Origin of the sequence: Halomonas sp. ATBC28, from assembly GCF_005937175.1 — a bacterium.
GTDB lineage: Bacteria > Pseudomonadota > Gammaproteobacteria > Pseudomonadales > Halomonadaceae > Vreelandella > Vreelandella titanicae.
This window is the reverse complement of record NZ_VCQL01000012.1, coordinates 1-23,570: the sequence shown is the minus strand read 5'-3', so window position 1 is coordinate 23,570 and position 23,570 is coordinate 1. Positions and strand designations below refer to the sequence as shown.

Sequence of the window (23,570 nt, the reverse complement as noted above, 5' to 3'; positions counted from 1 at the left end):
GACACAAAAGGAAACCGCCCGCCGGATAGGCGGGCGGTTTAGCGTTGATTAGCTCGCGATTCTGGGCACCGCGTTGAGCTCGCGCCACTCTTTGTGGAGCCCCCTATAGAGGCTAAAACACATCAGTAACAGCACCAGCGTAAAGGGGAGTCCCGTAGCGACTGCGCCCGCCTGCAGGGCGCTGAGTGCTGTGCTCCCTCCGCCATACAGCAACACACCCGCAATAATACCCTCCAGCGTCGCCCAGAACACTCGTTGACTCTTGGGTGCATCTGTCTTGCCGCCGGCGGTGATGCTATCAATCACCAGCGAGCCTGAGTCTGATGAGGTAATGAAGAAGACCAGCACCAGAATAATCGCCAGCGTCGAGGTAATGCTGGTCAGGGGCAGCTGCTCCAGCATATGGAACATGGCCAGAGAGACATCGCTAATGCCGTTGGCCAGTTCACCCACGCCATTTTCAGCTTGATAAAGCGCCGTGCCGCCAAAGGCGCTCATCCAGACCAGTGTGACCAGCGTTGGTACCAGCAGCACCGCGATCAGGAATTCACGCACCGTGCGTCCCCGGGATACGCGGGCAATGAACATGCCGACAAACGGAGACCAGGAGATCCACCACGCCCAGTAAAAGATCGTCCAGCCGTGGTACCAGGTGTCGTCCTCGCGGCCAATCCAGTTCGACAGCGGCAGAAGGTGGCCCACGTAGTCCAGCGCCGTGGTGCCAATGCCTGTCAGAATCATCAAGGTAGGCCCCGCTATAACCACAAACAGAAGCAGCGCCGCCGCAATGACCATGTTGATATTCGAGAACAGCTTAACGCCACCGTCGATTCCCCGCCATACCGAGAACAGCGCGATCACCGTGACCACTAGGATTATCGCCAGCTGTGTGCCGATGGTATTGGGAATGCCGAACAAATAGGCGAGGCCTCCAGCCGCTTGGGTAGCGCCAAAGCCAAGCGAAGTGGCCAGGCCAAAGATGGTGGCCAGCACGGCAAGAATATCGATGATATGGCCTGCCCAGCCGCGGGTTCGCTCGCCAAGGATCGGGTAAAAGGCGGAGCGAAGCGTCAGTGGCAGGCCTTTGTTATAAGCAAAGAAAGCGAGTGAGAGTGCCACCACGCCATAAATGGCCCAGGGGTGCAGTCCCCAGTGGAACATGGTTGCCCCCATGGCGGCGCTGGTGCCCTCCGGCGTCCCCGCCGGTGCATTCAAGGGCGTTCCATACCAGTCGGTGTAGTAGGCTACTGGCTCTGCAACGCTCCAGAACATTAGGCCGATACCCATGCCCGCTGCAAACAGCATGGCGAACCAGGAGGTGCGCGAGTATTCCGGCTTTGCATCTTTGCCGCCTAGCCGAATCCGCCCGAGTGGCAGGCAGATCAGTACAAGGCAAAACACCACAAAAATATTGCCAGCAATCATAAACAGCCAGTCGAAGTGTTCAATCGACCAGTTTTTGGCAAGCCCTAAGTGAGTATTAGCAGCATCTGGATAGACCAGCGCGTAGATAATAAACAGTAGGATGGCTAGAGCGGAAAGCGGAAAAACGGGGTTATGAAAGTCCAACCCCAATATCTGGGTATTGTCCTGTCCAGGCGACAGAACCGGGTCGTCATTGTTTTTCATTGGGTTTCCTTGGTGGCTCTTATTAGATGTCGGCGGCGCCTTACATTGCCGACGCTATGAATTGTTGAGCCTGTTGCAAAGGAGGAGTGTCGTGAAAGCGACCTCTATCTATCCATCTTGGTTAGGATGTCTTGAATAGATACGTGAGTGCCTTTTTGGGGTAAGTCTCCAGGCGCGGAGGGGATAGGGTGGGATAGCGCAATCAACCATCATGAACAGAACAATAAGCCACAGGAGCCAGCCATGAATGCAGCCAACCGCGGAGTGGTCTACAAGGGGCCGGGAGAGGTCGCCGTTGAGTCCATTGCCTATCCTGAACTCGCCCTCGGCAATCGCAAGTGCGATCACGGCGTGATTCTCAAGGTAGTTACCACCAACATCTGTGGCAGCGACCAGCATATGGTACGCGGCCGCACCACCGCACCATCGGGCCTGGTGCTTGGCCACGAAATCACTGGCCTGGTCGTCGAGTGCGGGCGCGACGTCGAGTTTATTCAACCCGGCGACCTGGTTTCTGTGCCGTTCAACATTGCCTGTGGTCGCTGCCGCAACTGTAAAGAAGGCCGCACCGGTATCTGCCTCAACGTCAATCCAGCCCGTCCTGGCGCCGCCTACGGCTACGTGGATATGGGCGGCTGGGTCGGCGGCCAGACCGAATATGTCATGGTTCCCTATGCCGACTTTAACCTGCTGAAGTTCCCGGATGCCGATCAGGCCATGGAGAAGATCAAGGATCTGACCCTGCTCTCCGATATCTTCCCCACTGGGTTCCACGGCTGCGTTACTGCCGGTGTCGGCCCTGGCAGCACTGTCTATATTGCCGGTGCTGGGCCCGTAGGTCTGGCGGCCGCGGTTTCCGCTCAGTTGCTGGGGGCGGCCTGCGTGATCGTTGGCGATATGGTCGAAGAGCGTCTTGCCCAGGCACGCAGCTTTGGTTGCGAGACCATCGACCTGACCCAGGACGGCGACATGGCCGACAAGATCGAGGTGATCCTCGGCGAGCGTGAGGTCGATGCCTTTGTCGACTGTGTCGGCTTCGAAGCCCACGCCTGTGGCTGCAATCACGGCAAAGAAGCGCCCGCGACCGTGCTGAATTCGGCGATGTCGTTGACCCGTGCAGGTGGTCAGATCGGTATTCCGGGCCTCTATGTGACCGAAGACCCGGGTGCGGAGGACGAGGCCGCCAAGCAGGGGGCTCTGAGCATGCGCTTTGGTCTTGGTTGGGCCAAGTCTCACAGTTTCCATACTGGACAGTGCCCGGTGATGAAGTACCATCGACCACTGATGCAGGCTATTCTGTTTGGCAAGGTCAATATTGCCGATGCGGTGAATGTCCAGATGATCACTCTGGATCAGGCACCCCAGGGCTACGCCGACTTCGATGGCGGCGCTGCTAAGAAATTCGTCATTGACCCCCATGGCAGCGTGGCTTAATAACTTATTTAATAAGTACTGAGCAACAAGACCTGATCCCTGCCTGAGGGCAGGTTAGTGCGACCCTAGACGGCGCCCCGCGGGGTGCCGTTTTTGTTCATCCGGTATAAAACCGATCAAGATAATAATGAGTACCCCATGACCGTCCAGACCGTGACCCCCAAGCGCCGCTTTCGCGGCAAGCCCCGCGGCCGTGATCTCGATCCCAGTCTTCTTGAGGGGTTGCGAGAACTGCTGGGCGACGAACGACAGAACGCCACGCTGCGCCGCCGCGACCTACTCATTGAACATTTACACAACATTCAGGACACCCGGGGCCATCTACTGCTGGCGGATTTGCGTGCCCTGGCGGCGTACATGAACTTGCCCATGGCGACCGTCTACGAGACGGCCACTTTCTATGCGCACTTCGATGTCATCCACGACGATCAGTTGCCGCCGCCGGCAGTGACTATTCGCGTTTGCGATTCCCTAACCTGCCAGCTAGCCGGTGCCGAGGCGCTTAAGGCACAGCTGGAGGCAAACGTGGATATCGAGCAGGTGCGGGTGCTGAGGGCCCCCTGCATGGGGCGATGCGACGCAGCGCCGGTAGCCGAAGTAGGACACCATCATGTGCTGTTCGCCACCCAGGCGCGGATCGCGTCGGTGATCGAAAAGGGCCACTTTCACCCGGATCCCGTCGACTGGCAGCGATTGGACAACTATCGCCGCGAGGGCGGTATGGCGTTGCTCCAGGCCTGTCACGACGGCAGCGTTACAGTAGAAGCGCTCATGGAGGCGATGCAGCAGGCCAATCTGCGCGGTCTGGGCGGTGCGGGCTTTCCCACCTTCAAGAAGTGGTACTTCGTGCGCCAGGAGGCCGGCCCCCGTTACTGCACTATCAACGCCGACGAGGGCGAGCCCGGTACCTTCAAGGATCGCTACTACCTGGAGCGCTCGCCCCACCAGTTTCTTGAAGGGGCCTTGGTGAGTGCCTGGGCGGTAGACGCCGAGGCGCTGTATATCTATCTTCGCGATGAGTACCCAGCGTTACATAGCGTGGTGCGCGAGGCGATTGGCGAGCTTGAGGCTGCTGGCCTAGTGGCGCCGGGTTACATCGTGCTGCGCCGCGGCGCGGGCGCCTATATCTGCGGCGAAGAGTCGGCGATGATCGAATCTTTGGAAGGCAAGCCGGGCAAACCCCGCCACCGCCCGCCGTTTGTGGCTCAGAAGGGGCTCTTTGATCGGCCGACGCTGGTCAATAACGTCGAGACCGTCTACTGGATTCCCATGATCTGGCAGCGCGGCGCGGAGGCCTTCTCCAGCCAGGGCCGCCATGGCCGCGTGGGGCTGCGCAGCTTCTCGGTTTCAGGCCGGGTCAAGCGTCCTGGTGTGTATTTAGCGCCCGCAGGGATCACGCTCAACGAGTTGGTTGACGAGTATTGCGGCGGCATGGCCGACAGCCACCGCTTGGCGGCCTACCTGCCCGGCGGCGCCTCCGGTGGAATTCTGCCCGCGGGCAAGGCCAATATTCCCCTCGACTTCGACACCCTTCAGGAGCACGGCTGTTTTATCGGTTCCGCTGCGGTAATCGTACTCTCCGATCAGGACGATCTGCGCGGGGTGGCTACCAATCTGCTGGCCTTCTTTGCCGATGAGTCCTGTGGCCAGTGCACACCCTGCCGGGTGGGCACGGAAAAAATGCTCACCCTGCTCGAACGCAACGAATGGGATGCCGGGCTGATGACGCAGCTTTCCCAGGTGATGATCGATGCCTCCATTTGCGGGCTCGGCCAGGCGGCGCCTAACCCGGTGCTGGGGCTGCTCAAGGATTTTCGCGGTGAACTTGCCGCCCAGAACGTCATCGTCAAGGGATAAAGGAGGCCAGCATGAGCGAACAGAACGCAAACAACCGCTTTACCCTGATGCTGGACGGCGTTGAGGTCAGCGCTTACCCCGGTGAAAGCCTCTGGCAGGTAGCCAAACGCGTCGGCGAGACCATTCCCCACCTGTGTTTCAAGGATGCCAGCGGCTACCGCGCCGACGGCAACTGCCGCGCCTGTATGGTGGAAATCGAGGGCGAGCGTACCCTGGCCGCCAGCTGTTTGCGCGAAGCAGCCCCCGGTATGGTGGTCAATAGCGCCAACTCCGAACGCGCGCACACGGCCCGCAAGATGGTCATGGAGATGCTGCTGGTCGACCAGCCTGAGCGGGAAGAGAGCCCCGACAGCTCAAGCCATTTCTGGGCCATGGCTGACCAGCTGGCCATTGATGCCACGGCGGTGCGCCGCAAGCTGCCCAGGCGCGAAGAGCGTGAGACGGCTACCGTGCACCATGTGGCGTCCCGGGCGGACAGCCTGGCGCAGGACAGCAGCCACTCTGCCATGCGCGTCAATCTTGACGCCTGCATCGAGTGCAACCTGTGTGTGCGCGCCTGCCGCGAAGTACAGGTTAACGACGTTATCGGCCTGGCTCACCGTGGGGCGGCGTCCAAGATCGTGTTTGATTTCGACGACCCCATGGGCGATAGCACCTGCGTGGCCTGCGGCGAGTGCGTTCAAGCCTGCCCCACCGGCGCCCTGATGCCCGCTACCCTGGTCGACCAGGCGGGTCGCGGCGATTCTGCTGTCGCCGACCGTAAGGTCGACTCGGTATGCCCCTACTGCGGGGTGGGTTGCCAGCTCACCTACCATATCAAGGACGATGAGATCCTTTATGTGGAGGGGCGCGACGGCCCCTCTAACGAGAACCGGCTATGTGTTAAAGGGCGCTTCGGCTATGACTATCCGCGCCATCCATCCCGGCTGACCACCCCGCTGATTCGTCGCCAGGGCGTTGCCAAGGGCATCGATCCGGACTTTGATCCCGCTCAGCCCCTGACGCATTTCCGCGAGGCGAGCTGGGATGAAGCCCTCGAGGTTGCCGCCAGCGGGCTTGTAAACCTTAAAGCGGCCCATGGCCCTGATGCCCTGGCGGGGTTCGGCAGCGCCAAGTGCTCCAACGAAGAGGCATGGCTGTTCCAGAAGTTGGTGCGTACCGGCTTTGGCTCCAACCATGTGGATCACTGTACCCGCTTGTGCCACGCAAGCTCCGTGGCGGCACTCATGGAGTGTATTGGTTCAGGCTCGGTCACCGCCTCCTTTATGCAGGCCAGCCAGGCCGACGTGGTGATTCTTACCGGCTGTAATCCCGCAGTAAACCATCCGGTGGCGGCCACCTTCTTTAAACAGGCCGCCAAGCGCGGTACCAAGATAGTGATAATCGACCCCCGTGGTCAGTCGCTGGATGCCTACGCCCACCTGAGCGTGCGCTTTTCACCGGGCGCCGACGTGGCCCTGTTTAATGCCATGCTGAATGTGGTCATCAGTGAAGAACTTTATGATACGGCTTATATCGCCGAGCATACCGAGGGCTTTGAGGCCCTTAAAATGCACACGGTGGACATGACCCCCGAAGCGATGAGCGGCCTGTGCGGCGTTGAGCCCGAGACCATCCGCGAAGTGGCCAGGCTCTATGCCAACGCCGAGCGGGCAATGATCTTCTGGGGCATGGGCATTTCCCAGCACACCCACGGTACCGATAACGCCCGGTGCCTGATTTCGCTGGCGTTGGCCTGCGGCCAGACCGGTCGCCCTGGCACCGGCCTGCATCCTTTGCGGGGGCAGAACAACGTTCAGGGGGCTTCTGATGCCGGGCTGATTCCCATGGTCATGCCCGACTACCAGCCGGTCAATGATGATCAGGTTCGTGCGGCGTTCGAAGAACTGTGGAATACCAAACTGGATCCCACGCCGGGTCTCACCGTGGTGGAAATTATGGACGCTATCACCGCGGGCACCATTCGCGGCATGTATATCCAGGGCGAAAACCCGGCGATGTCCGACCCGGATCTGGCCCATGCCCGGGCCGCACTGGCCAAGCTGGAACATCTGGTGGTACAGGATCTGTTTGTCACTGAGACCGCCCAGTTCGCTGATGTCATCCTGCCTGCCTCCGCCTGGCCTGAGAAGAATGGTACCGTTACCAACACCAATCGCCAGGTGCAAATGGGGCGTGCGGCGCTGCCGCTGCCGGGCCAGGCAAAGCCGGACTGGTGGATCATTCAGGAGATTGCCAAACGCTTTGGACTGGGTTGGGATTACCAGCACCCGCGGGACGTCTTCGCCGAGATGAAACAAGGCATGGCCTCTCTCGACCATATTTCCTGGGAGCGTTTGGAGCGCGAGCAGTCGGTGACCTACCCCTGCCCAGCGGAAGACGCGCCGGGGCAAGACGTAGTCTTCAGCGATGCCTTCCCCACCGCCAGCGGCCGGGCGAAATTCGCACCCACGCGCCCGCTGCCACCGGATGAGCCGGTAGATAACGACTACCCAACGGTGCTGACTACCGGGCGCCAATTAGAGCACTGGCATACTGGTTCCATGACCCGACGTGCCAAAGTGCTCGATGATCTGGAGCCGGAAGCCGTGGCGAGCTTGGCGCCCGCTGAGCTTATCCGGCTTGGGATGGTGCCAGGCGATGATCTGACGATCACCACCCGGCGAGGAGCCATCACCCTCAAAGTGAGGACGGATCCGGGCATGCCAGAGGGTATGGTCTTCGTACCCTTCTGCTACGGAGAAGCGGCGGCCAACCTGTTGACCAACCCGGCGTTGGATCCTTATGGCAAGATTCCGGAGTTCAAATATGCGGCCTGCAGCCTTGCCTCTGCCGGAAAGTTGCCCGCTGATGGTGGAACTATATAGATAGTGGATCGGCGCTTGTATTAAAGGTCTTTAACCAACCTGAGCGCGTCGTAGATGGCCGCGTGGGTGTTCCGAGACTCGACGGCATCGCCGATCCGAAAGAGCTGGAAGCGGCCATCCGGGTTGCTAGTCACGCTCTGGGGGGCGCCCACGATCAGGTCATCGTAATTCACCTCGCCGCGGTTGCTGGCGTGCGGTTTTAGCTCGAAATAGACATCGGCCATCGGTGTGATGCCGTAGTTGACGACCACTTGGTCGATACGCCGCTCATGATCCATATCCTGCTTGCCATGAATGGCATAATCGCTGGTGATTTCGGCGATCAGTTCACTGCCGTCGCGCTGCACGGACTTCAGCCGGTAAGTCGGCGTGAAGGTGACGTTGGCACGCTGCAGGGAACGCATGTAGGGCACCAGGTTCATGGCCATAATCTCTGCGGAGAAGGTGCGATCCGGCGTCATAACCTCGAGCTCGGCCCCCGCGGCGGCAATGATCTCAGCCGCCTGCAGGGCTGCATGGTCGCCTGCATCGTCGAACAGCAATACCCGTTTGCCCGGCGGCACGTGCCCAGACAGAATGTCCCAGGTGTTGACGACTAAGTCGCTACCCATCGCGGGCTGATCTTCCAAGGGATAGCCGCCGGTGGCTACGATCACCACATCGGGTTTTTCGGTGAGCACGTCCTCGGCTTCGGCCCAGACGTTGTAGCGGATCTCGACGCCGAGTGCTTCGCAGCGCGCCAGGCGCCAATCGATGATGCCCAGCATCTCGCGACGTCGCTCACTCTGCGCCGTGAGACGTATCTGCCCTCCAGCATCGCTGGCGGCTTCGAACACCACCACCGAATGACCACGCTCACCGGCAACACGAGCGGCTTCCAACCCTGCTGGCCCTGCGCCGATAATCACGACTCGCCGTTGCTGTGCCGCCTTGGGAATGGTGTGGGGCATGGTGGTTTCGCGCCCGGTGGCGGCGTTATGGATGCAGTAGGCGGCACCGCCTTGATAGATGCGATCAAGGCAGTAGTTGGCGCCGACGCAGGGGCGGATCTCTTCCTCCCGCCCTTCGGCGATCTTGCGCACGATGTGCGGGTCGGCCATGTGGGCACGGGTCATGCCGATCATGTCGACCTTGCCTGAGGCGATGGCATAACGGGCAGTGGCGACATCCTGGATTTTGGCGCCATGGAAGGTGGGGAAGTCGATCTCACGGCGTATTTCGCCGGCAAAATCCAGGTGCGGGGCGCTGGGCATGCCCTGGATGGGAATCACGTCGGTGAGCCCTGCATCGGTGTCGATGTGGCCGCGAACCACGTTGAGGAAGTCGACCAAGCCGCTACTCTTCAAGCGTCGCGATATCTCCATCCCATCGCCGGAGGTCAGCCCGCCCGGCAGCATCTCGTCGCCGGTGTAGCGCACGCCTACGATAAACGCTTCACCCACCCGCTGGCGAATAGCGCGCAGCACGTCGAAGGTGAAACGTAGTCGGTTATCGAGATCGCCGCCATAAGGTTCCTCAAGGGTATTGGTCAGCGGCGACCAGAACTGATCCATCAGGTGACCATAGGCCTGTAGCTCGATGCCATCGAGACCGGCGGCGTGCATACGCTCGGCGGCATCGGCGTAGTCGCGGATCAGGCGCTCAATATCCCAATCCTCTACCTGCTTGGGAAAAGCGCGGTGGGACGCCTCACGACGATGAGAAGGCGACACCGCTGGCAGCCAGTCGCCCTTATCCCAACGGGTGCGCCGGCCCAGGTGGGTGAGCTGAATCATCACTGCGGTGCCGTGCTCGTAACAGGCGTCGGTCAGCTCACGCATCCAGGGCACTACTTCATCCTTATAGGCGAGGATGTTGTTGAACACTGGAGGACTGTCCTTGGCTACCGCCGCGGATCCGGCAGTCATGGTCAGGCCAAGGCCTGCCTTGGCGCGCTCGACGTGATAGGCCCGATAGAGTGCCTTGGGCATCCCATCCTCAGGGTAAGCGGGCTCATGGGCTGTCATCATAAGCCTGTTTTTCAGGGTTAGATGCTTGAGCTGGAAGGGCTGCAGCAGCGGATCGTTAACCATGGGTAGCGCTCTATTTTATTGTGTATTTAATAAATCTAGGTGCTAATGTTCATTGTTGTCAATTAAATGTTCAATGATGTACATTTCGAGGCGAGCATGTTTAACCGCTGGCACGGCTGGGAGGTAGGTGGTGTTAGCCGATCAGGCTTGCTGTGGGCTAGTAAGTACCGGTTGGAGAATAATATCCATGGCGGGCATGGAAGCGTTGCAATTCCCTGGATCCAGGCGGCTGGCCGGTGAAGATTTCGACATAGGCGGGGATGCGCTGCATGCGCACCTCGAGCGGTTCCTGGGTCTTCATCGAGATATAGCCGATCTGGGTTAGGTAGATGGTGCGGCCACGAACGTTGGCCGCCAGCGGATCATAGCCGTAGCGCTGGAACATGCGCGCCAGTGCTTCGATACGGGTGGCATCAGCCGCATCGATTTCACTCACTACTGACGCTGACTGTAGCGCCCAACTGCGCATGGCGAACTCTAGCGGAGAGTCGAACAGTTTAGGATCCAGCCAGCAGTCGAAGACATTGAGCATCGCCTCGACGATATTCTCGGCATAGGCTTCGGTTTGATGCACTAGCCCTTGGGTATTCTTTTCACGCCAGCGTGCGATCAGTGCCTCCAGCAGTGCCTCGCGATCCTTGAAGAACCAGTAGAAACTGGTTCGAGAAAGCTTTAGTCGCTTGGCCAGGGAAAGAATGCGTACGCTATCGACGCCCGATTCCAGTAGTAGCTCAAACGCCGCATCAAGCCAGACGTCTTGAGAACCCTTGGCAGCGGGAATATCGGTGGATGGCATTGAGCAGATCTCTAAGAATAGTCTAGGAATAGTGTGGCAAAGTGTACACAGGTGTCTCTTATGTGTACACGTTGTCAGCTACTCTGGCTAAGTCCTAGTGACGGTAAACGTCGCTGCCTTGATCCTTCAAGTTTTAACCTTGGGCTAAGTGTAACGTCGGCGCATCATATCCTAGGTTCTCGAGCATGCGGGCGGCGTACCAGTCGATAAAGTCGATAACGCCGAACTCATAGGTCTCGGAGTAAGGGCCGGGTTGGTAAGCCTTGGAGTTAATGCCACGCTGGTTCTCTTCGGCGAGTTGGCGATCCTGGTCGTTGGTCGCATCCCACACCCGACGTAGTTGGTCGGGGTCGTAATCAACGCCCTCTACGGCATCTTTATGAACCAGCCACTTAGTGGTCACCACGGTTTGCTGCGGGCCAAGCGGTAGCACGCGAAATACCACCGCGTGATCGCCCATGAAGTGATTCCATGAATTGGGCAGATGCAGAATGCGCAGTGAGCCCATATCAGGGCTTGTTAATCGGCCCATTAGTTTCTTACAGCCGGGTTTACCGTCCATTGTCATGGAGACAATGCCATCCAGCAGCGGCGTGCGGGTCAGTCGATTGCGTTTGCCAAAGCGCTTCAACTGATAGGGAACTTGTTCCTCATCCCAATCTGCTTGTTTGCATGCCACCAGTTCCTTATAGGCAGGCGTTGCACGCGGATCCTCGGTGTCATCAAACTCTTGCAATGAGTTCAGCAGCTCAGGATGAGCGCCGTTGCAGTGATAGCACTCGCGGTTGTTTTCGATGACGAGCTTCCAGTTGGCTTGCTCGACGATACTGGACTCGACGGCAACCTTGACGTTGTCCATTTGGTACGGCTCAAGGTAATGCTCAAGCGTTTGCAGAAAATCATCAATCGCAGGCGGTTCATCGCTCAGGTTGATAAAGATGAAGCCTCCGGCTGTATGCACGTTGACCGGTTTGAGGCCAAATTGATCGAGATTGAAGTTAGTGCCCATATCGCTACCGGCAAACAACAAGCGGCCATCAAGTTCATAGGTCCACTGGTGATACGGACAGACGAGCTTTGCAACTTTACCCTTATCCTTTACACAAAGGCGCGAACCGCGGTGGCGGCAAACATTGTGAAACGCATGAATAGCGCCTTCACTGCCGCGCACAATGACGATGGGATTATTGCCAATATCCAATGTCATGAAATTACCCTTGGTAGGGATCTCGCATGTCATGCCGGCAAACAGCCACTCCTTTTCGAAGACCTCTTGCACATCAAGAGCGAACAGGCGGGCATCGTTGTAAAACGGCTGTGGAAGCGAAAAGGTACGTCCTCTTTCTTGCAGCATCTGAACCGTTGAGTCACGAGCTGCAGTGAGTGGATCATCCATCCGATTAGAAACATTTTTTTCCATTACCAGTATCCTCGTAAACCTCCGCTCCCCCCTCAAGGGCTGCGAATCGGCCGATAGTCAAGACTGCGTATCTTGTTGTTCTGTTGCGTAACCTGGCGTTTGATTCAAATGTGGCCTGACGTCAGGCTCCGATTGTGTTGCAGGCGCTGGCCTGCCAATTGTCTGCCCGCGACATTAGATGGCGTAGTGGCGACGAAAAAAGAGGTTTCTAAACGATAAAGAGTGGCACGAGGTAAGTGCGAGTCGCTGTCAGGTAAGTCGGTCGGCAGGCGCGTCCCCAAAATGCAGCTCAAAGGTGCTGACCGTATCGCAAATACGGTTCGGCGATGCATGGTGATGAAGGCTGGTCAGGCAGAGGCGACAATGACAACTAATTTTTTCAATCCGGTCACGACCCAAACCTGGACCAACGGCCGCCACCAGGTGCGTTGCGTCAAGGTGATTCAAGAAACCCAGGATGTGCGCACGTTCTGCTTCATGGCCGAGCAGCCCGTGCTGTTCTTCTTCAAGCCCGGTCAGTTCGTGACGCTGGAGCTGGAGATTGATAATCAGCCGATCATGCGCTCCTATACCATTTCCAGCTCTCCCTCCATCCCTTACAGCTTTTCAATCACCGTTAAACAAGTGCCAGGGGGCAAGGTATCCAACTGGCTGCATGCGAACCTAAAAGTGGGCGACGAGCTGGTCGTGCATGGCCCGGTAGGCAACTTCAATTCCATTGATTTTCCTGCCGAAAAAGTGTTGTTTCTCTCTGGCGGGGTGGGCATTACCCCATTGATGTCCATGACGCGCTGGCTGTTTGATACCAACGCCGCTGTTGACGTTGAATTTATACACAGCGCCCGTGCCCCTCGCGATGTGATTTATCATCGTGAACTGGTGCATATGTTTTCGCGTATTCCCGAGTTCAAGCTGCATATTATTTGCGAGAACAAAGAGGATATCGGCGAGGCCTGGGCCGGCTACCGTGGCTACCTTACCCAGCCGCTGTTCGAACTCATTGTGCCGGACTTTATGGAGCGGGAGATATTCTGCTGCGGCCCGACCCCTTACATGAACGCCATCAAAAATATTCTTCGTGCCAACAACTTCAACATGGATCACTACCATGAGGAGTCGTTTGGCGCTACGCCGGTTGAGGTACGTGAAGATGTCCTTGAGCTGGCCGAACAGGCAGAGGTTGATGCCGAAAATGTCGACACCAGCGACTTGTTTAGTATCGAGTTTGCCTCTTCAGGGAAAAGTGTGCGTATTCAGCCGGGGGAGACGGTTCATGCGGCGGCGGCCAAGCTGGGTCTGCATATCCCCAAAGCTTGTGGCATGGGGATTTGCGGTACTTGCCGAGTGGAGCTCAAGTCGGGAGAAGTGGAAATGGAGCATAACGGCGGCATTACCGATGAGGATGTCGAAGAAGGCTATATCCTGTCGTGCTGCAGTCGGCCGAAGGGGGATTTAATCGTCGATTTTTAGCCCCGGCAAGCACCTTGCTGCCTAGTTTTAAGCGCCCTAAACGGTTACTTCCCGTCTAGGGCGCTTTGCTTTTTGGGCGGCGTCAGCCGTGTTATTGGCTAAATCTTGCCGATGTCGCAAATACATCGCGTGGTGACGTCGGCAAGCATCTTGGGCCCGGACTCCAACGATAGTATCGCGGTAAGAACGCGTTGATAGGGACTTTGGTTAGCGGCCGGGGTTTATCAGCATTAAAGAGTATATCCAGCACTTAATAAAAAAGTGACTAAAGAGGAGGCGGTAATGCTTCAGAATAATTTTTCCCCCAATGCACGTTTGGCCAGTTACGACACGTTGCTTGCTGAAGCAATTGCTGAAGAAACGGTTCGCCAAGAAGCGCATATTGAATTAATCGCCTCCGAAAATTATACCAGCAAACTTGTCATGGAAGCGCAAGGTACACAGCTGACCAACAAGTATGCAGAAGGCTATCCAGGTCGCCGTTACTACGGTGGCTGTGAGTTCGTTGACAAGGTTGAAGCCTTGGCAATTGAGCGGGCTTGCCACCTTTTTAGTGCCAATTATGCCAATGTGCAGCCGCACTCCGGCGCCCAGGCCAATGCCGCTGTGTTCATGGCACTGGTATCGCCGGGCGATACGGTATTGGGTATGAGTCTGGCCCACGGCGGCCACTTAACCCATGGTGCTGCACCCAACTTTTCGGGTAAGCATTACAACGCCGTGCAGTATGGCCTCAAGCCGGAAACCGGCGAGATCGATTACGAAGAAGTCGAGCGCTTAGCTCGCGAGCACCAGCCGAAGATGATCATCGCGGGTTTCTCCGCTTACTCTCGCGTGGTGGATTGGCGGCGTTTTCGCGCCATCGCCGATGAGGTAGGCGCCTGGTTGATGGTCGATATGGCCCACGTCGCTGGCCTGGTAGCCGCTGGCCTCTATCCGAGCCCGCTCCCTTACGCTCATGTGGTAACTACCACCACCCATAAAACGCTGCGCGGCCCCCGCGGCGGCTTGATTCTCTCCGCCGATGGCGACGAAGCGCTGTATAAAAAGCTTAATGGCGCGGTTTTCCCAGGCCAGCAGGGCGGCCCGCTGATGCATGTTATTGCCGCTAAGGCGGTGGCGTTTAAGGAAGCCATGAACCAGGAGTTTGTGCGCTACCAGCAGCAGGTGATCGATAACGCTCAGGCCATGGCCAAGGTGTTTATGGAGCGTGGCTACGACGTGGTGTCCGGCGGCACCGACGACCACCTCTTTTTGGTTTCGCTTATCCGCCAGGGCATTACCGGTAAAGATGCGGATGCAGCCCTTGGCCGCGCGCATATCACCGTTAATAAGAATACGGTGCCTAATGATCCCCAAAGCCCCTTCGTGACTTCCGGCCTGCGTATCGGCACCCCTGCGGTCACCACGCGCGGCTTCGATGCTGAGGAGTGTAGCGAACTAGCGGACTGGATTTGCGACATCCTGGACGAGCTGGCTGCAGGCAAAGACACGGCTTCCATTGAAGCCGAGGTGCAAGCCAAAGTGACCGACGTGTGTGCCCAGCATCCTGTCTACGCTGAGTCCGCCGCTGAAGCCGTCGAATCCATTGCTTGAATCGGCTTGCCGGCAGGGCCCGGCGCGGCTGAACTGAGGAGACCACTATGCAACGCTATTCCGGCTTCGGCCTGGTCAAGCACGCGCTGAGCCACCACGAGAACTGGGAGCGCCAGTGGCGCAACCCCACACCCAAGAAGCAGTACGATGTAATCATCGTCGGTGGTGGCGGTCACGGCTTGGCCACGGCCTACTATTTGGCGAAAGAGTTCGGCGTCAAGAACGTGGTGGTGATTGAGAAAGGCTGGCTGGGCGGTGGTAATACCGCCCGTAATACCACCATTGTGCGTTCCAACTACTTATGGGACGAATCCGCTGCGCTTTACGAACACGCCATGAAACTGTGGGAAGGGCTTTCCCAAGACCTTAACTACAACGTCATGTTCTCCCAGCGGGGGGTGCTCAACCTGGGGCATACCCTGCAGGACATGCGCGATATCCAGCGTCGGGTGAATGCCAATCGGCTGAATGGCATTGACGGTGAAGTTTTAGACGCCAAAGGAGTGCAGGAGCTAGTGCCGATTATGGACTGCTCCAAAAGCGCGCGTTACCCGGTAATGGGTGCCTCCTGGCAGCCGCGCGCGGGGGTGGCTCGCCACGATGCCGTGGCCTGGGGCTATGCTCGCGGTGCCGATGCCCACGGCGTGGATATTCTCCAGCAGACCGAAGTCACCGGCTTCAAAATTCGTGATGGCCAGATCTACGGTGTACACACCAACCGTGGCGATATTGAAGCCAAAACCGTCGGTTGTGTGACTGCCGGTAACTCCTCCGTGCTGGCCAAAATGGGCGGCTTTAACTTGCCGTTGGAGTCCCATCCGCTGCAAGCCTTAGTCTCTGAGCCGATCAAACCTATTCTCGATACGGTGGTGATGTCGAACCAGGTGCATGGCTACATCAGCCAGTCCGACAAGGGCGACCTGGTGATTGGCGCAGGCATCGACGGTTATAACGGCTATGGTCAACGCGGCAGTTATCCCACCGTGGAGCACACGCTCCAGGCGATCGTTGAAATGTTCCCGATCTTCTCTCGGGTACGCATGAACCGTCAGTGGGGCGGTATCGTCGATACTTGCCCGGATGCCTGTCCGATTATCTCTAAAACGCCGGTGAAGGGTCTGTACTTCAACTGCGGCTGGGGTACCGGCGGCTTCAAAGCCACACCAGGGTCGGGGCATGTATTCGCTGCCAGCCTGGCCAAGGGGGAAATGCACCCCATCGCCGAGCCGTTCTCCATGTTCCGCTTCCATAGCGGTGCGCTGATCGACGAACACGGCGCTGCCGGCGTGGCCCACTAGGGTTCATACGAGAGGAGTATTCGCATGTTCTATATCTACTGCCCCTACTGCGGCGAACACCGTGAGGAAGAGGAATTCCACCCCAAGGGCCAGGCGCATATCGAGCGCCCCAAGGAGCCCGAGGCGTGTAGTGACGAAGAGTGGGGGGATTACCTGTTCTTCCGTGACAACCCCCGTGGCGTTCACCATGAAATGTGGGTGCATGCGGTGGGTTGCCGCAAGTTTTTCAACGTGACGCGTCACACCGTGAGCTACGAGATTCTCGAGACTTACAAAATGGGCGAGCAGCCGTCGATTACCGCTGATAGCCAGAGCCAGGCCCGCGAGGGCGCTGCGGTAAGCCAACAAGAAGGAGTGCGGGCATGAGCCAGTCCAAGCAACAAGTGTACCGCCTTAACACGGGTGGCCGTATCGATCGCTCCCGCACGTTGAGCTTTACCTTTAACGGCCAGCGATACCAAGGGCATCCCGGGGATACTCTGGCCTCGGCGCTGTTGGCTAACGGTGTGGATATCGTTAACCGCAGCTTTAAATACTCGCGGCCCCGCGGCATTGTCGCTGCGGGCGCCGAGGAGCCCAATGCCATCGTACAGTTAGGCAGCAGTGAAGCGGCCCAGGTGCCCAATGTACGCGCCACCCAGCAGGCGCTATATGACGGCCTGACCGCCAGCAGTACCAATGGCTGGCCGAACGTACAGCGCGACCTGATGGGCCTGTTCGGCAAGCTGGGCGGGCAGTTCATGCCGCCGGGCTTCTACTACAAGACCTTTATGGCGCCGGCCTCGATGTGGCTGACCTACGAGAAGTACATCCGCAAGGCGGCGGGGCTGGGTCGCAGCCCCATGGAAGCCGATCCGGATAACTATGATCACTTCAATCAGCACTGCGATGTGCTGGTCGTCGGCGCAGGCGCCGCGGGTCTGGCGGCAGCGCTGGCCGCCGCGCGCAGCGGCGCTCGGGTGATGGTGGCCGATGAGCAGGAAGAGATGGGCGGCTCGCTGCTGGCCAGCCGCGAAACCCTAGAAGGCAAGCCGGCGGATCAGTGGGTTGCCCGGGTGCTGGACGAGTTGGCGAGCTGCGAGAACGTCACGCTGCTGCCGCGTACTACGGCCAACGGCTATCACGATCACAATTTCGTTACCCTGCATGAGCGGCGCACCGAACACCTGGGCGATACGGCGCCGGTGGAAAATGGCCACCGTCAGGTACGTGCGCGCCTGCACCGGGTACGCGCTGGCCAGGTGATCCTGTCCACGGGTGCTCACGAGCGTCCGCTGGTCTACGCGGGCAATGACGTGCCGGGCAACCTACTGGCTGGCGCTGTGTCGACCTACATCCGACGCTATGGCGTGGCACCGGGCCGCAAGCTGGTACTCTCCACCAGCAACGACTACGGCTACCGCGCTGCCCTGGACTGGAAAGAGGCTGGCTGTGAGGTCGTCGCTATCGTGGACGCCCGCGAGGCGCCGGTGGGCGATTGGGTCGATACCGCTCGCGCCCAGGGCATCAAGATTATTACGGGCAGCGCCGTTATCGAGGCGAAGGGCAGCAATAGGGTTACTGCAGCGCGGGTCGCCAAGATTGATATTGACGCTTTCAAAGTGACCGGCCCGGTTCAGGAGTTGGCCTGCGACACCATCGCCAGCTCCGGCGGCTACAGCCCGGTGATTCACTTGGCATCCCACACTGGCGCTCGGCCTACCTGGCGCGACGATATTCTCGGCTTCGTGCCGGGGCTGGTGAAGGGCGTTCAGGCGTGTGGCGGTGCCAACGGCTGCTATGCGCTGGGAGACGTGCTGGCGGAAGGTGTCGAGGCGGGCATCAAGGCAGCGGCCGCCATGGGCCATGCCGTTCAGACGGTCACTCTGCCGAGCGCTGAACGTCTGCAGCAAGGGCCTGCGGTGGCGCTCTTCCAGGTGCCTCACGAGGAGCCCACGCTGCGCGGCCCCAAGCAGTTCGTCGACCTACAGAACGACGTCACCGCGGCGGGCATCGAGCTGGCGACCCGGGAGGGCTTCGAGTCCATCGAGCACATCAAGCGCTATACCGCGATGGGCTTCGGTACGGATCAGGGCAAGCTGGGCAACATCAACGGCATGGCGATTGCCGCCCGTTGCTTGAATCGCTCCATTCCCGAGGTGGGCACCACGGTGTTCCGTCCCAACTATACCCCGGTGACCTTCGGCGCCATCGTCGGTCGCCACTGCCGTGATTTGTTCGATCCCGAACGCTACACCGCGCTTCACCAGTGGCACGTGGAGCGTGGCGCCGAGTTCGAGGACGTCGGCCAGTGGAAGCGCCCCTGGTACTACCCACAGAAGGTGAATGGCAAGACTGAGACGATGCACGAGGCAGTGGCTCGTGAGTGTCTGGCCGTGCGCGAGAAGGTCGGTATCCTCGATGCCTCGACGCTTGGCAAGATCGATATTCAAGGGCCAGATGCGCGTGAGTTCCTGGCGCGGATTTACACCAACAAGTGGGAGAAGCTGGCAGTCGGCAAGTGCCGCTACGGCCTGATGTGCAAAGACGATGGCATGGTCACCGATGACGGCGTGACCAGCTGTCTGGCTGAAAATCACTTTTTGATGACCACCACCACCGGTGGCGCGGCGGCCATCCTCGAGTGGCTGGAGTTGTGGCATCAGACCGAATGGCCGGAACTGGATGTCTACTTCTCTTCAGTGACTGACCACTGGGCCACCATGACGATCACCGGCCCGGAAGCGCGCAAGCTGCTCGCTGAGATCAGTGATCTCGATCTTGACCGCGATAGCTTTAAGTTTATGGATTGGCGATCCGGGAAAGTGGCGGGGGTGCCTGCACGGGTCTTTCGCATCTCCTTTACCGGCGAGCTGACCTTCGAGATCAACGTTCAGGCAAACTACGCCATGCATGTGTGGCAGACCCTGTTCAAGCATGGCGAGAAGTACGGCTTGACGCCCTATGGCACCGAAACCATGCACGTTCTGCGCGCTGAAAAGGGCTTCATCATCGTGGGTCAGGAAACCGACGGCTCGGTTACGCCGGAAGATCTGGGCATGCAGTGGTGCGTTGGCTACGACAAGCCCTACTCATGGATTGGTAAGCGGGCCCTGACACGCAGTGACACCAAGCGTGAGAACCGCAAGCAGCTGGTGGGGCTCAGGCCGAAAGACCCGAAGGTGATTCTCGAAGAGGGGGCCCAGATCGTGCTTGATCCCAAGCATGCGATCCCTATGCCGATGGTGGGCCATGTTACCTCCAGCTACTACAGCCCGATTCTGGATTCAGGCTTTGCGCTAGCGGTGGTCAAGGGTGGCCATCAGAAACTAGGCGAGACGGTCTACCTGCCCATGGCGGATGGACAAACCCATGAGGCTGAAATCGTCAGCACCATTTTCTACGACCCCAAGGGAGAGCGCCAGCATGTCTAACGCGGCCACCTTCGACACCCGTACTGATACCGCTATCCCGGTAGAATCCCCGTTAGCCTATAGCTATCGTCGCAGCGGTGCGCCCCAGACCGGCGGCCCAAGCCGGCTTCAGCTGCGCGAGCGGGCAATGCTTGGGCATTTCATCCTGCGGGGTGGTGCCATCGTGCTCGACGAGGCGGTGCGCGAAGTGCTGGGAATCAGCTTGCCTGGGCAACCCCAGGCGTTGGTACAAGATGCCAGCGGTGAACGTTCTATCCAGTGGCTCTCCCCGGACGAGTGGCTGGTCATCGTGCCAGGTGGCGAAGAGTTTCCACTGGAGACCAAGCTGCGCGAGCAATTGGGCAGTGCCCACTTCGCGATTAGCGACGTCAGCGGCGGCCAGACGCTATTAGAGCTTTCCGGCGAAGCAGCCCGAGAGCTATTGATGAAAACGGTGATCTACGATGTTCATCCCAGCAATTTCCCGGTGGGGAAAGGTGTCACTACCGTCTTCGCTAAGGCGACCACTATTCTTCGTCGTCCCAGTGACGAGCGCTGGGAGTTAGTGGTGCGGCGCAGCTTTGCCGACTACTGCTACCGCTGGTTGCTGGATGCCGGGGCAGAATTCGGCATTAACGTACAACAATAAGCGGGCAGGCCGGAGCGCTGTTCCGGCCGCTATGATCTTCCGCAACGGTCTGCCGCTAACTGAGAAGCATGCACTATGAGCCGAATGAGCGATACCTGGATACTTGCCGCCCAATGCCCTAGTCGCTTGGGAACGGTGGACGTCGTCACCCGCTTTCTAAAAGAGCAGCAGTGCTATATCACTGAACTCAACTCTTTCGATGATCGGCTCGGCGGGCGCTTTTTCATTCGCGCCGAGTTTCGCCCAGAGCAAGATGAGTTTCATGAAGAGCGCTTTCACACCGATTTTTCAGCGCGGGCAAGCGAATTCGATATGCAGTTCGAATTGACGGCCCCTGGCAAACGCACCGGCACTGTGATTATGGTCTCCAAGGCCGATCACTGCTTGAATGATCTGCTCTACCGTTATCGGACAGGGCAGCTTCCTCTGGATATCAAAGCGGTGATTTCCAATCATCCTGATCTGGAGCCATTGGCAGCATGGCACGATTTGCCCTACCACTACCTGCCGATCACGCCCGAGACGAAATTGCAGCAGGAAGCCCAGGTACGCGAAATCATCGCGGATACCGACGCTGAATTGGTGGTGCTAGCAAGGTATATGCAGGTGCTTTCCCCCTCTATGTGTGAACTATTAGCCGGACGGGCGATCAATATTCACCACTCGCTGCTGCCCGGTTTTAAAGGCGCCAAGCCTTATCATCAGGCATATGAGAAAGGGGTTAAGCTGGTCGGCGCAACGGCGCACTACATTAATAATGACCTTGATGAAGGGCCGATTATTGCCCAAGGTGTCGAGCCTGTGGATCACACCCATTACCCGGAGGATCTGGTTGCCAAGGGGCGTGATATCGAGTGCCTCACCCTGGCTAGAGCGATTAGCTATCACTTAGAACGCCGCGTGTTCTTTTATTCAGGGCGCACAGTCGTTTTTGGCAACTAGTTTTTTGGTAACCAATGCTTTTTGCCTAATGCTGTTGTTAATAAACGCAAACAGTTTGAGCGCGCTTTTATAACTGGGTTGCTGTCGTTGCTAAGCTTTTGCCAGAGCGATACGTAACCCTTTGTTATTTGTGACAAATCGTGCCTAAAAGTATCATTTTATAAATATAAAAATATCATCAATAAAAGATAGATTAGTTTTATTTATCATCACATCAATAACTTATTGAAATTGTCAGGCACCGCCTGATTTTTCCCCTGTTTATACGTCAAGAGGTGCTCCAATGCCTATCAGTGTTTTCGACCTTTTTAAGATTGGAGTAGGCCCCTCCAGTTCCCATACCGTCGGGCCCATGCAGGCGGCTTTTAAGTATGTCACAACCCTGCGCGAAAACAGCCAGCTCGATGAGGTAGGGCATCTTGAAGTCCATCTTTATGGCTCGTTGTCCGCCACGGGTATCGGACATGCCACCGATAACGCAATTATTATGGGATTGATGGGTGAACGCCCTAGCACAATAGATCCCTCGATTATTGAGCCAGCCATTCAGGCGCTTAAAGAGAGTCAGTCATTACAGCTTGGTCGACAAAAAGAAGTGAAGTTTGTTTGGGAGAGTGACCTGTATTTTCATGAAGAGAGCTTGCCTCATCACCCTAATGCCATGAAGCTGGCGGCTTTTACGCATCAGGGCGACTTGGTGTATGAAAATACCTATTACTCGGTGGGCGGCGGCTTCGTGGTTGAACAGGCCCAGGTGGATATGCTACTGGACGATTTGGGTGGCGTTACCCTTCCTTACAACTTCGATACGGCAGACGAGCTCTTGGCGCTATGTAAAAAAGAGCAGCTAAGTGTCAGCCGGCTGATGCTGGAAAATGAGAAAGTCTGGCGGACGGAGGAGGAGGTCAGAAACGAACTGTGGCGTATCTGGAAAGTGATGTGTGAATGCATCGACAATGGGCTAACCCACGAAGGGATACTGCCGGGTGGGTTAAAAGTTAAGCGCCGGGCCAAGCTGCTTCACCAGCGCCTTCAAGCAGCCGAGCAGAATGAGTGCCTGATAGCCTCGACGTTCTCAGCGATGGAGTGGGTGAATATCTTTGCCCTCGCCGTCAACGAAGAGAATGCCGCAGGGGGGCGCATGGTCACGGCGCCGACCAACGGCGCCGCGGGCATCATCCCCGCTGTCTTGCACTACTATATGAAGTTTCAGCCCAACGCCTGCGAGAAAAACGTGGTGGATTTTTTGCTGGCGGCCGGCGCCATTGGCATTCTCTGCAAGAAAAATGCTTCGATCTCCGGCGCTGAAGTGGGCTGCCAGGGAGAAGTCGGATCGGCATGTGCCATGGCAGCAGCGGGCCTGGCGGATGTGATGGGCGGTACACCCGAACAAGTCGAGCATGCGGCCGAAATCGGCCTGGAGCACAATTTAGGATTAACCTGTGACCCCGTTGGGGGGCTGGTTCAGGTTCCCTGTATTGAGCGCAACGCCATTGCAACGGTAAAGGCGATCAATGCTGCTCAAATGGCCCTACGCGGCGATGGTACTCACTTTATCTCGTTGGATAAGGTGATTCGTACCATGCGGGATACCGGCAGAGACATGCTGGATAAGTACAAAGAGACGTCTAAAGGTGGATTAGCCGTGAATGCCATTGAGTGCTAAACAGCGTCTGCTGAAGTAGATGTAAATGCTGGATCCTTGCTGAGAAAGGGTTCAGCATTCTCTTTTTGAGCTATGGGTGCAAAAGAGGTCGTTAGCTGGTCAATCCCGCCATTCCCATCACAAACTTAAGTCCCAATGAAATCAGCAAGAGAACACCCACACTCGAAAGCCAGATGGTGACTAACCAGCCCAGGCGCTTGGCGAGAGGCTTCATTGTCTTACTCCTCAATACACAGGGGATAGGGGGTTAATGATAAGCATCGCCAGGTTTCACCTTGCCGCGGAAGACATAGTAGCTCCAGGCGGTGTACATCAAGATAATCGGCAGGATTAACAGCGTACCCACTAAGGCAAAGTAAGCGCTCCAATAACCCCATCTAGGCAGTCATTGCCTAGACCGGTAAGGTCTCTTTCCACTGCCAGGGCAGTAGCGTGTTGAGGTCATCGTCGTTGAGAGAGGGTAGCGTCTCAAAGACGTGCTG

General features: G+C 57.8%; 16 protein-coding genes and 1 pseudogene. 11 read left to right on the top strand and 6 right to left on the bottom strand.

Translation table 11 applies throughout. The features are described 5' to 3' along the window. Nucleotides 1-48: 48 nt before the first annotated feature. Nucleotides 49-1,629, bottom strand: a complete 1,581-nt coding sequence (locus E0L35_RS14555; RefSeq protein ID WP_138800652.1) for a BCCT family transporter — start codon at nucleotides 1,627-1,629, stop codon at nucleotides 49-51. Between the two features lie 243 nt (nucleotides 1,630-1,872). Here E0L35_RS14555 and fdhA point away from each other — a divergent pair, with 243 nt between their 5' ends. The 3 genes from fdhA to fdhF all read left to right on the top strand — a co-directional run bounded on the left by fdhA (nucleotide 1,873) and on the right by fdhF (nucleotide 7,787). Continuing rightward, complete coding sequence (gene fdhA / locus E0L35_RS14550; RefSeq protein WP_041159045.1) at nucleotides 1,873-3,063, top strand: formaldehyde dehydrogenase, glutathione-independent; 1,191 nt, start codon at nucleotides 1,873-1,875, stop codon at nucleotides 3,061-3,063. A gap of 138 nt (nucleotides 3,064-3,201) precedes the next feature. Next, nucleotides 3,202-4,920 (top strand): NADH-ubiquinone oxidoreductase-F iron-sulfur binding region domain-containing protein, encoded by a 1,719-nt coding sequence (locus E0L35_RS14545; RefSeq protein WP_138800651.1) that lies wholly within the window; start codon nucleotides 3,202-3,204, stop codon nucleotides 4,918-4,920. Between the two features lie 11 nt (nucleotides 4,921-4,931). Continuing rightward, nucleotides 4,932-7,787, top strand: coding sequence for a formate dehydrogenase subunit alpha (fdhF, locus tag E0L35_RS14540; protein WP_138800650.1), 2,856 nt, complete (start codon nucleotides 4,932-4,934; stop codon nucleotides 7,785-7,787). Nucleotides 7,788-7,807: 20 nt separating this feature from the next. Here the strand turns inward: fdhF and E0L35_RS14535 are convergent, their stop codons facing one another. The 3 genes from E0L35_RS14535 to E0L35_RS14525 all read right to left on the bottom strand — a co-directional run bounded on the left by E0L35_RS14535 (nucleotide 7,808) and on the right by E0L35_RS14525 (nucleotide 12,075). Then, complete coding sequence (locus E0L35_RS14535; protein WP_138800649.1) at nucleotides 7,808-9,859, bottom strand: NADH:flavin oxidoreductase; 2,052 nt, start codon at nucleotides 9,857-9,859, stop codon at nucleotides 7,808-7,810. Between the two features lie 157 nt (nucleotides 9,860-10,016). Next, the gene (locus tag E0L35_RS14530) at nucleotides 10,017-10,655 is read right to left on the bottom strand and encodes a TetR/AcrR family transcriptional regulator (RefSeq protein WP_027958318.1); all 639 of its coding nucleotides are present in this window, start codon (nucleotides 10,653-10,655) and stop codon (nucleotides 10,017-10,019) included. 133 nt (nucleotides 10,656-10,788) lie between these two features. After that, nucleotides 10,789-12,075 carry an aromatic ring-hydroxylating dioxygenase subunit alpha gene (locus tag E0L35_RS14525; RefSeq protein ID WP_138800648.1) on the bottom strand — a complete coding sequence of 429 codons (1,287 nt, stop codon included), beginning with the start codon at nucleotides 12,073-12,075 and terminating at the stop codon, nucleotides 10,789-10,791. A gap of 363 nt (nucleotides 12,076-12,438) precedes the next feature. On the opposite strand from E0L35_RS14525, the gene E0L35_RS14520 reads away from it, so the two are divergent. The 8 genes from E0L35_RS14520 to E0L35_RS14485 all read left to right on the top strand — a co-directional run bounded on the left by E0L35_RS14520 (nucleotide 12,439) and on the right by E0L35_RS14485 (nucleotide 23,088). Beyond that, nucleotides 12,439-13,545, top strand: a complete 1,107-nt coding sequence (locus tag E0L35_RS14520) for a hybrid-cluster NAD(P)-dependent oxidoreductase (RefSeq protein ID WP_027958316.1) — start codon at nucleotides 12,439-12,441, stop codon at nucleotides 13,543-13,545. A 282-nt stretch (nucleotides 13,546-13,827) separates the two neighbouring features. Next, a complete protein-coding gene (gene glyA, locus E0L35_RS14515; RefSeq protein ID WP_022521481.1) occupies nucleotides 13,828-15,141 on the top strand; it encodes a serine hydroxymethyltransferase in 1,314 nt (437 codons plus the stop codon). Between the two features lie 47 nt (nucleotides 15,142-15,188). Then, nucleotides 15,189-16,439 (top strand): sarcosine oxidase subunit beta family protein, encoded by a 1,251-nt coding sequence (locus E0L35_RS14510; protein ID WP_022521482.1) that lies wholly within the window; start codon nucleotides 15,189-15,191, stop codon nucleotides 16,437-16,439. Nucleotides 16,440-16,463: 24 nt separating this feature from the next. After that, the gene (locus E0L35_RS14505; RefSeq protein WP_022521483.1) at nucleotides 16,464-16,805 is read left to right on the top strand and encodes a sarcosine oxidase subunit delta; all 342 of its coding nucleotides are present in this window, start codon (nucleotides 16,464-16,466) and stop codon (nucleotides 16,803-16,805) included. After that, nucleotides 16,802-19,852, top strand: coding sequence for a sarcosine oxidase subunit alpha family protein (locus E0L35_RS14500; RefSeq protein WP_138800647.1), 3,051 nt, complete (start codon nucleotides 16,802-16,804; stop codon nucleotides 19,850-19,852). The genes E0L35_RS14505 and E0L35_RS14500 overlap by 4 nt, the downstream gene beginning before the upstream one ends. Further along, nucleotides 19,845-20,480 (top strand): sarcosine oxidase subunit gamma family protein, encoded by a 636-nt coding sequence (locus E0L35_RS14495; protein WP_138800646.1) that lies wholly within the window; start codon nucleotides 19,845-19,847, stop codon nucleotides 20,478-20,480. The genes E0L35_RS14500 and E0L35_RS14495 overlap by 8 nt, the downstream gene beginning before the upstream one ends. A 75-nt stretch (nucleotides 20,481-20,555) precedes the next feature. Continuing rightward, a complete protein-coding gene (gene purU, locus E0L35_RS14490; RefSeq protein ID WP_022521486.1) occupies nucleotides 20,556-21,422 on the top strand; it encodes a formyltetrahydrofolate deformylase in 867 nt (288 codons plus the stop codon). Nucleotides 21,423-21,705: 283 nt separating this feature from the next. Continuing rightward, nucleotides 21,706-23,088 (top strand): L-serine ammonia-lyase, encoded by a 1,383-nt coding sequence (locus E0L35_RS14485; protein WP_138800645.1) that lies wholly within the window; start codon nucleotides 21,706-21,708, stop codon nucleotides 23,086-23,088. 91 nt (nucleotides 23,089-23,179) lie between these two features. Here E0L35_RS14485 and E0L35_RS14480 read toward each other — a convergent pair whose 3' ends face one another. Together E0L35_RS14480 and E0L35_RS14475 are read right to left on the bottom strand one after the other, a co-directional pair. Next, the gene (locus E0L35_RS14480) at nucleotides 23,180-23,302 is read right to left on the bottom strand and encodes a DUF2474 family protein (RefSeq protein ID WP_082116842.1); all 123 of its coding nucleotides are present in this window, start codon (nucleotides 23,300-23,302) and stop codon (nucleotides 23,180-23,182) included. A gap of 33 nt (nucleotides 23,303-23,335) precedes the next feature. Further along, nucleotides 23,336-23,443, bottom strand: a pseudogene (locus tag E0L35_RS14475) (ubiquinol oxidase subunit II); the annotation flags it as partial. Nucleotides 23,444-23,570 lie beyond the last annotated feature (127 nt).